The following is an 8,312-nucleotide window of genomic DNA, read 5'->3' on the forward strand; positions in this document are numbered from 1 at the left end:
AACCTGGCGTTCAGAGCCGAAAGGTCACGCCTCTTTGCGTACGCGCTTCTTCAGGAACATCGCCGCGTCGGCCTCGGCCAGGGCGACTTCGGGGTCGGCGCCCGCCTCGATCTCGCGCACGCCCCACGAGATGCGCAGGGGAACCGACCACTCGCCCACCTGCACCGGCATGTCGCGCACGGCGGCGGCCAGGGTCTCGGCCTTGGAGTTGGCGGTCTGCTGATCGGCCTGGACCAGCAGCACGGCGAACTCGTCGCCGCCGATCCGGCCCACCACGTCGCTCTCGCGGACATTGGCCAGCAGACGCCCGGCGACGGCCTTCAGGGCCTCGTCGCCGGCCGCGTGGCCGAAGCGGTCGTTGACGGCCTTGAAGCCGTCCAGGTCGAAGAAGACCAGGCTGGCGGGCGAGCCGTAGCGCTGGGCGAAGGCGGCGACCCGCTTGATCTCGCGCAGGAAGGCCCGGCGGTTCAGCACCGGGGCCAGCACGTCCATGTCGGCCAGGCCTTGCGCCTCGCCCAGCTTGAACTTCAGGCGGGCGACCTCGTTGCGCAGGTCGTCGATCTCGACCATCAGCGTCTTCAGCGCCGACTGCACCTGCGGGGTCAGGTCGGCTTCCGACAGCCCCAGGAAACCGGCCGTGTCGGCCGCCACAACGGCCCGCGCCACGACGGGCCCGGCGGCCTCGGTCAGCGCCCGGCGACGGATGGCCGAGAAGGATTCGGTGCGCGCGCTGGTGATCTTCATGGGACGACGGAAACCACTCGGGGGAATCACTATGCGGTGAAGCTTTGCGTATTTCTGCGTTCTTTCATTAACCATGACAATGGCGACGACCATGTGTCGCAGCGTCGCGGGGCCGCACTATCCCTGTGGATCGCTTGCGGTTTTCGCCGGGTTCATTCGGTGAGAACGGGCTTTGGAGCCCGGGCGCCAGCGGCTATAAGGCCCGCGATTCACGGCCGTCAGGTCACGGAGCGCACCTGTCGCTTCAACCCGCCTTCTAGGGAAATCGTCGCCGATGCCCACCGTCACGCCACCCGTCGCCATCATCATGGGCAGCCGCTCGGACTGGCCGACGATGAAGAAGGCGGCCGACGCGCTCGACGCCCTGGGCGTGGCCTACGAGGCCAAGGTGGTTTCCGCCCACCGCACGCCCCAGCGCCTGGTCGAGTTCTCCGCGGGCGCCCAGGCCGCCGGCTACAAGGTGATCATCGCTGGAGCCGGCGGCGCGGCTCACCTGCCGGGCATGGTCGCCTCGATGACCATCCTGCCGGTGCTGGGCGTGCCGGTGCAGTCCAAGGCCCTGAACGGCCTGGATTCCCTGCTGTCCATCGTCCAGATGCCGGGCGGCGTGCCGGTCGCCACCCTGGCCATCGGCGAGGCGGGGGCCAAGAACGCCGGCCTGCTGGCCGCCCAGATCCTGGCGATCTCGGACGCCGCCCTGGCCCAGCGCCTGACCGCCTTCCGGGCCGAGCAGACCGACAGCGTCGTCGAAAGCGTTGAAGACTGATGGCTTCCTCCTCGCCGCCCACCTTCCCTTTGGCCCCTGGCTCGACGATCGGCATCCTCGGCGGGGGACAGCTGGGCCGCATGCTGGCCCTGGCCGCCGCCCGCCTGGGCTTCGACGTGGTGATCCTGGATCCCGAGGAGAACAGCCCGGCCGGCCGCGTGGCCTCGCGCCAGATCGTCGGCCCCTATGACGACCGCTGGGCGCTGAAGCGCCTGGCCGAGGTCTGCGACGTCGTCACCTACGAGTTCGAGAACGTGCCGGCCGCCACGGTGGCCGAGCTGACCGCCCAGGGCGTGCTGGTCGCGCCCGGCGCCAAGGCCCTGGCCGCCGCCCAGGACCGGGTGGTGGAAAAGAGCTTCCTGGCCGAGATCGGCGTCCCGACCGTGGCCTTCGCCGCCGTCGACGACGCGGACGGCCTGGCCGCCGCCGTCGCCAGGATCGGCGCCCCGTCGCTGCTGAAGACCCGCCGCGAAGGCTATGACGGCAAGGGCCAGGCCTGGCTCCAGCGCCCGACCGAGGCCGCCGCCGCCTTCCAGAAGATCGCCGGCCAGCCCGCCATCCTCGAGGCCCCCGCCGACTTCGTGCGCGAGCTGTCGGTGATCGCCGCCCGCGGCCGCGACGGCGAGATCGCCTGCTATCCGCTGTCGGACAACCACCACGAGGGCGGCGTCCTGCGCCGCACCAGCGCCCCGGCCAAGGTCAGCAACGCCACCCGCGACCAGGCCGAGGCCATCGTCGCCAAGATCCTGACCGCCCTGGAATATGTCGGCGTCATCGGGGTCGAGCTGTTCGAGCTGGCCGGCGGCAAGCTGCTGGTCAACGAGTTCGCCCCCCGGGTGCACAACACCGGCCACTGGACCCAGGACGGCTGCGAGGTCGACCAGTTCGAGCAGCACATCCGCGCCGTCGCCGGCTGGCCCCTGGGCCCCACCGCCCCGCGCGCCCATGTCGAGATGACCAACCTGCTGGGCCAGGAAGTCGACGCCTGGGCCAAGCTGGCCGCCGAACCCGAGACCCGCGTCCACCTCTACGGCAAGGGCGAGGCCCGGCCGGGACGCAAGATGGGGCATGTGAACCGGCTGCGGGGCTTGAAGGACTAGGCGCCGCGCGTGAAATGCGCCGCCAGCGCCCGGTCTGTCCCGGCCCTGACTTCGGCCACGGCGTCCGGACCAGCGCCCGTCCCCTGGACGGAGAAGAACGTCAGGTCGCGCAGCCCGATCATGCCCAGCACGGCCTGCAGATAGGGCGTCAGGAAGTCGGGCTGGCGCGCCCGCTCGCCCGAGAACTTGCCGCCCGAGGCCACGGCCACGAAGACAGGGCGGTCACGCAGCAGGCCGACCTTGCCCGCCGGGGTGACGTCGAACGTCCGGCGCGCGCGGACGACGTGGTCGATCCACCCCTTCAGCGCGGCGGGCACGGTCATGTTGTGCATGGGCGTGCCGATGACCACGATGTCGGCCCGCTCCAGCTCCCGGACCAGCGTCTCGGACGTGGCCATCGAGCCCGCCTGGGAGACGTCGGCCAGCGATTGCTGGGAGGTGGCGTAGTCCGCGTCGATCGACGGGATCTCGACCCCGCCGATCACCCGCTCGACGACGACCGCCTCGGGATGGGCCTGAAGCAGGAAGCCAAGGATGTTGCGCGAGAGCCCGAGGCTCTCGGAGGTCTCGCCGCGCGGGCTGCAGCTGACATGCAGGATCGTCTTCATCGCCGTTTCCAGGTTTGTCCAGGCGGCGACCCTAGGCCTTCATGGCCCGATCCCTAGGTCCACGAATGGCAATTCCAGCTAGGCCATGATCGCCGTGCGATGTTACGATCCGCCATGACCGCCCCGAAGCCAGGCAGCATCTCCCCGCTGGATCCCACGGCGGCCGAACCGTTCTACCGGCAGATCTACGAGCGCTTTCGCGGAGCCATCGCCGGCGGCGTGCTGAAGCCGGGCGACCGGATCCCCTCGGCGCGGGCGCTGACCCAGGAACTGGGCCTGGCCCGAGGCACCATCGAGGCCGCCTATTCGCTGCTGGCCGCCGAGGGCTACATCCAGGCTCGCGGCCAAGCGGGCACCGTCGTGACGCCCGATCTCAAGCCGGGATCGCCGCTGCCCAGCCCGCCGCCCCGGCCCGACGCCGGCTTGGCTCCGGCGAGCTTTCGGCCGGAGTCGATCCTGCCGTTCCAGATGGGCCTGCCCGCCCTCGACCGGTTTCCCCGCAAGATCTGGGCGCGGCTGGGCGCGCGGTGCGTGCGGGCCATGCAGCCGTCCGACATGGTCCATCCGCCGGTCTATGGCCTGCCGGCGCTGCGGGCCGAGATCGCCGCCTATCTGCAGGTCTCGCGCGGGATCGACTGTTCGCCGTCCCAGGTGTTCGTGACCTCGGGCTATCGCCACAGCCTGACGCTGATCGCCCAGGCGCTGCTGAAGGCGGGGGATCGCGTCTGGCTCGAGGACCCGGGCTATCCGCCCACGCGGGAGTTGCTGGCGTATCTGGACATCGCCGTCGCGCCCGTGCCGGTGGACCGCGAGGGCATGGTCGTCGCCGAGGGGCTCAAGACCGCGCCCCGGGCCCGCGCGGCCGTGGTCACGCCCGCCCACCAGAGCCCGCTGAGCGTCTCGCTGTCCCTGCCCCGCCGCCTGGCCCTGCTGGACTGGGCCGCCCGCGAGGACGCCTGGATCGTCGAGGACGACTACGACGGCGAGTACCGCTATGTCAGCCGCCCGCTGCCGGCCCTCAAGAGCCTGGATCGCGACGGGCGCGTGCTCTACGCGGGCACGTTCAGCAAGGTGCTGCTGCCCAGCCTGCGACTGGCCTATGTGGTCGTGCCGCAGGCCCAGGTCGAGCGGTTCGAGCAGGTCAGCCAAGCCTTCACCGGCGGCAGTCCGGAGCTGACCCAGGCCATCGTCACCGCCTTCATTACCGAGGGACATTTCGCCCGTCATATCCAGCGGATGCGCAAGCTCTACGCCGAGCGCCGGGAACTGACGGTGGCGGGCCTGGAGAGCGTGCTGGACGGCCGCCTGCGGATCGACGCCCAGCCTGGGGGCATGCACCTGATCCTGCGGCCGCGGGACGGGCTGTCCGACCGTGACTTGGTGACGCGGATGCGGGGCGACGGCCTTTACGGGGAAGCCCTGTCGGACTGGGCGCTGGAGGGCGACGGCGCCCAGGCCCTCCTGATCAACTTCACCAACATCGACTCCCAGGCGGTCGCCGAAAGCCTTGGGCGGCGCATCCTGAAGCTCCTGTGACCGGAGCCGGGACCATGCCGATCATGGCCTAGTCGATAAGGTGCTTCATGGACCTTCTTGAGTGGACCATGAATCGTCACGATCCAGGTCTTCAATCAGACAAGGATTTCGTCATGACCAACCGCATCGACTACGCCAAGGCGTCGCCCGAGGGCTTCAAGGCCTTCGGCGGCGTGTACGCCACCCTTCTCAAGAGCGACCTGCCCAAGGGCCTGATCGACCTCGTCTATCTGCGGGTCTCGCAGATCAACGGCTGCGCCTTCTGCATCGACATGCACTCCCGCGACCTGCTGAAGTCCGGCCTTGCGGTGGACAAGCTGGTGCTGGTCCCGGTGTGGCATGACGCGGGCGGCGTGTTCAGCCCGCGCGAACGGGTCGCTCTGGCCTGGGCCGAGACCGTGACCCGGGTGGCCGAGACCGGCGTCCCGGACGCCGACTACGACGCCGCCGCCGCCGAGTTCGGCGACAAGGACCTGGCCGACCTGACCTATGCGATCGGCCTGATGAACGCCTTCAACCGCTTCGGCGTCACGTTCCGTTCGACCCCCGCCGCCGCCAAGGCCTGAGCCTTCGGCTTTCATCAAAGCCCTTGCCCGGCCGTCGCGCCGGGCGAGGCGACGAAAGGATATTTCACATGGCTTGGCTGCTGCTCGGCGTAGCCGGCGTTCTCGAAATCGTCTTCGCCCTCAGCCTGAAGGCGTCGGAAGGCTTCACGCGGCCGGTCCCGGGGCTGCTCACGGTGGCCGCCGGACTGTCCAGCGTCTTCCTGCTGTCGCTGGCGCTGCGCACCCTGCCCGTGGGCAGCGGCTACGCGGTCTGGACCGGCATCGGGGCGGCGGGAACCGCGATCCTGGGCATCGTGATCATGGGCGATTCCGCCACGCCCCAGCGGCTGCTCTGCATCGGCCTCATCCTGGCCGGCGTCATCGGCCTCAAGCTGGTTCCCGCCGGCTGACCGGCCGCGCCGCTCACGCCATCGCGATGATCTCCAGCTCGATCAGCCAGTCGTCGGCCAGGGTCTGGACGATGATCGCCGTGGTCGGGATGCGGCGCTCGCCCAGGGCCTTCACCCGCGCCGCGCCGTTGGCCTCCACATAGGCCGGGTCGCGCAGGTAGCTGGTCAGGCGTACGATGTTGTCGGTGGTCATGCCGGCGCTGGCCAGGATGGTGCGCAGGTTCGACCAGACCAGCTCCAGCTGGTGCTCCAGGCTGGTCCCCGCCACGCCGTTCGCATCCAGCCCCATGGTCCCGGCCACGAACAGCATGCGGGCCGGATTGCGCACTTCGATGGCATGCACGTAGTCGTCGGTGGCGGCGTAGATCCCGTCGGTGGGATTGTGGATCACGGTGTCCATGGCGGGGCCTCCCGGGCTTTCGTTTTCGCGACTTGGTTCCTAGCTTAGCGGAAAGGCGCGCCGTCGGCGTGACGACCCTTCCTGGAGCGACATATGGCCGAGCAAGCGATGATCGGCCTGATCGGCGGGATGAGCTGGGAGAGCTCGGCCCAGTACTATCGGCTGATCAACGAAGGGGTCCGCGACCGGGTGGGCGGCGTGGCCTCGGCCCGCACCCTGATGTGGTCGTTCGACTTCGCCCGGATCGAGGCCCTGCAGTACGCCGGCGACTGGGACGCCCTGGCCGGGGAACTCGTCGTCGCGTCCAAGGCCCTGCAGAAGGGCGGCGCCGACTTCCTGGTGCTGTGCACCAACACCATGCACCGCTGCGCCTGGGCCATCGACGCGGCGGTGAAGATCCCGCTGCTCCACATCGCCGACCCGACGGCGGCGGCGATCCAGGCGGCCGGCCTGACCAAGGTGGGCCTGCTGGGCACGGCCTTCACCATGGAGCAGGACTTCTATCGCGGCCGGCTGGAGGACAAGTTCGGCCTGGAGGTGCTGGTCCCCGACGCCGACGACCGGGCGGCGGTGCACGGCATCATCTATCGCGAGCTGGTGACCGGCCAGGTGCTGGACGCCTCGCGCGAGGTCTACCGCGCCGTGATCCGGCGGCTGGTCGAGCGCGGGGCGCAGGGGATCATCCTGGGATGTACGGAGATCATGCTGCTGATCGGCGAGGCCGACAGCGCCGTGCCGGTGTTCGACACCACGACGCTGCACGCGATGGCGGCGGTGGATCGGGCGCTGGGGAGGTAAGCTTCGATAGGCCCTCCCGAAGCGATCGGTGGGGGGATATGGCTGAGGTGGTATCACTCCCCCCTCCGGCCCATTCGGGCCGCCTCCCCCACAGGGGGAGGTTCTAGAAGGGTTCAGGCCTATCGCGCGCCGTACCGCATCCGCGCCAGCGCCGCCGCCACTTCCGCCGCCAGGTTCATCGGCTTGATCCCGGCCTTCCACTTCTCGAAGGCCATGACGTTGTCGATGCGGCTGTCCAGGTGCTTGAGCGCCGACTCGCGGCCGGACGCCATGTCGACCGCCAGGGTCGAGACCAGGATGCCCGACAGGATCGCCCGCTTGGAGTAGTGATTCTCGTCGGTGGCCGTGTCGCCGGCCCAGCGCCACAGGACGTCGGCGCTTTCCCACAGCAGGGTCAGGGCCAGCGGGATGTCGGTCGGGAAGGCCAGGAAGGCCGACAGTTTTCGCAAGCTCTCGGCGTCGTGCTGGGCGGCGTCCAGGCGGGCGACGACGCCGGCCCGGATCTTGTCGCGGATCTTGGTCGGCGGCGGGCTCAGGGCGCCCAACGCGGCCAGGGCGGCCTTGTCGTGGCGGCGCGACAGCAGGGCGGCCAGGTCCTTGGGCCCTTGCGGCAAAAGGAGTTGCGCCTCGCCGGCGTTGAGGCCGGCGGCCACGGCGGCGGCGCGGGCCATCCCCGGGTTCCACCCCAGGCGCGGCGCCAGGCGCAAGGCCTCGTCCAGCACCCGTTGCTCGGTCATGTCGGCCCAATCGCCAGGGTCTTGGGAAGCGTCGGCGGTTTTGTCGCTCATGAATCCGAGTCTACACGGGAGTTTAGGCCGCGTCGCCATGGACAGAGGCCCCCGCCTCTGCTATCAGCCGCCCCTCGTCGCCCGGGAGATCCCTTTCCGGGCTTATCAGGTTTTGTTCGCCCGCCCGGCCCCTGAGAGGGACTCGGGAAGATGGTCGGGCCGTCGAATGGAGAGAGACCCCTGGTCCAGATTTTCGTCCGCGACAACAACGTCGATCAGGCCCTCAAGGCCCTGAAGAAGAAGATGCAACGCGAAGGCTCGTTCCGCGAAATGAAGCGGCACGTGCACTATGAGAAGCCGTCGGAAAAGCGCGCCCGTCAAAAGGCCGAAGCTGTTCGTCGCGCCCGCAAGCTGGCGCGCAAGCGCGCCCAGCGCGAAGGCCTGATCCCGATGCCGAAGAAGCCGGTCGGCGCGCGTTAAGCAGCGCTTTCCAGGTTTCTGGAAACACCAAACCCGCCCGGAGCGATCCGGGCGGGTTTTGTTTTGTTGGTCCTCCCCCTCTGGGGGAGGCGGCCGAAGGCCGGTGGGGGGAGCTTTAGGATCGTAGATCCTGGACTCGGCTAGCGCCCCGGGACTCCCCCCTCCGTCGGCTTCGCCGACACCTCCCCCATAGGGGG

11 protein-coding genes are annotated in these 8,312 nt (G+C 69.6%); 7 read left to right on the forward strand and 4 right to left on the reverse strand.

What is annotated here, in order from left to right:
- Positions 1–24 precede the first annotated feature (24 nt).
- A complete protein-coding gene (locus AC1DYP_RS12915) occupies positions 25–744 on the reverse strand; it encodes a GGDEF domain-containing protein (RefSeq protein ID WP_477046671.1) in 720 nt (239 codons plus the stop codon).
- A gap of 274 nt (positions 745–1,018) precedes the next feature.
- Between AC1DYP_RS12915 and purE the strand changes: the two genes are divergently transcribed.
- Positions 1,019–1,510: a 5-(carboxyamino)imidazole ribonucleotide mutase gene (gene purE / locus AC1DYP_RS12920; protein ID WP_477046672.1), complete on the forward strand. Its 492-nt coding sequence runs from the start codon at positions 1,019–1,021 to the stop codon at positions 1,508–1,510.
- On the forward strand, positions 1,510–2,610 hold the full coding sequence (locus AC1DYP_RS12925; RefSeq protein ID WP_477032609.1) for a 5-(carboxyamino)imidazole ribonucleotide synthase: 1,101 nt from the start codon (positions 1,510–1,512) through the stop codon (positions 2,608–2,610). Before purE ends, AC1DYP_RS12925 begins: the two co-directional genes overlap by 1 nt.
- On the opposite strand, the gene AC1DYP_RS12930 is transcribed toward AC1DYP_RS12925, so the two are convergent.
- Entirely contained in the window at positions 2,607–3,218 is a 612-nt protein-coding gene (locus tag AC1DYP_RS12930) for an FMN-dependent NADH-azoreductase (protein WP_477046673.1), read from the reverse strand. The two genes, AC1DYP_RS12925 and AC1DYP_RS12930, sit on opposite strands and share 4 nt — an antisense overlap.
- Before the next feature lie 114 nt (positions 3,219–3,332).
- On the opposite strand from AC1DYP_RS12930, the gene pdxR reads away from it, so the two are divergent.
- The 3 genes from pdxR (at position 3,333) to AC1DYP_RS12945 (ending at position 5,709) form a co-directional block, all read left to right on the forward strand.
- The gene (gene pdxR / locus AC1DYP_RS12935) at positions 3,333–4,754 is read left to right on the forward strand and encodes a MocR-like pyridoxine biosynthesis transcription factor PdxR (RefSeq protein WP_477046674.1); all 1,422 of its coding nucleotides are present in this window, start codon (positions 3,333–3,335) and stop codon (positions 4,752–4,754) included.
- A 113-nt stretch (positions 4,755–4,867) separates the two neighbouring features.
- Entirely contained in the window at positions 4,868–5,320 is a 453-nt protein-coding gene (locus AC1DYP_RS12940; protein WP_477046675.1) for a carboxymuconolactone decarboxylase family protein, read from the forward strand.
- Positions 5,321–5,388: 68 nt separating this feature from the next.
- Positions 5,389–5,709 (forward strand): DMT family transporter, encoded by a 321-nt coding sequence (locus tag AC1DYP_RS12945; protein WP_477032613.1) that lies wholly within the window; start codon positions 5,389–5,391, stop codon positions 5,707–5,709.
- 13 nt (positions 5,710–5,722) lie between these two features.
- On the opposite strand, the gene AC1DYP_RS12950 is transcribed toward AC1DYP_RS12945, so the two are convergent.
- Entirely contained in the window at positions 5,723–6,109 is a 387-nt protein-coding gene (locus tag AC1DYP_RS12950; RefSeq protein WP_477046676.1) for a RidA family protein, read from the reverse strand.
- Between the two features lie 93 nt (positions 6,110–6,202).
- On the opposite strand from AC1DYP_RS12950, the gene AC1DYP_RS12955 reads away from it, so the two are divergent.
- Positions 6,203–6,907: an aspartate/glutamate racemase family protein gene (locus tag AC1DYP_RS12955; protein ID WP_477046677.1), complete on the forward strand. Its 705-nt coding sequence runs from the start codon at positions 6,203–6,205 to the stop codon at positions 6,905–6,907.
- Positions 6,908–7,026: 119 nt separating this feature from the next.
- Here AC1DYP_RS12955 and AC1DYP_RS12960 read toward each other — a convergent pair whose 3' ends face one another.
- On the reverse strand, positions 7,027–7,695 hold the full coding sequence (locus AC1DYP_RS12960; protein ID WP_477046678.1) for a COQ9 family protein: 669 nt from the start codon (positions 7,693–7,695) through the stop codon (positions 7,027–7,029).
- 180 nt (positions 7,696–7,875) lie between these two features.
- Between AC1DYP_RS12960 and rpsU the strand changes: the two genes are divergently transcribed.
- Positions 7,876–8,115: a 30S ribosomal protein S21 gene (gene rpsU, locus AC1DYP_RS12965; protein ID WP_085953736.1), complete on the forward strand. Its 240-nt coding sequence runs from the start codon at positions 7,876–7,878 to the stop codon at positions 8,113–8,115.
- Positions 8,116–8,312: the final 197 nt, after the last annotated feature.

The organism is Caulobacter sp. P1_D6 (assembly GCF_056406095.1).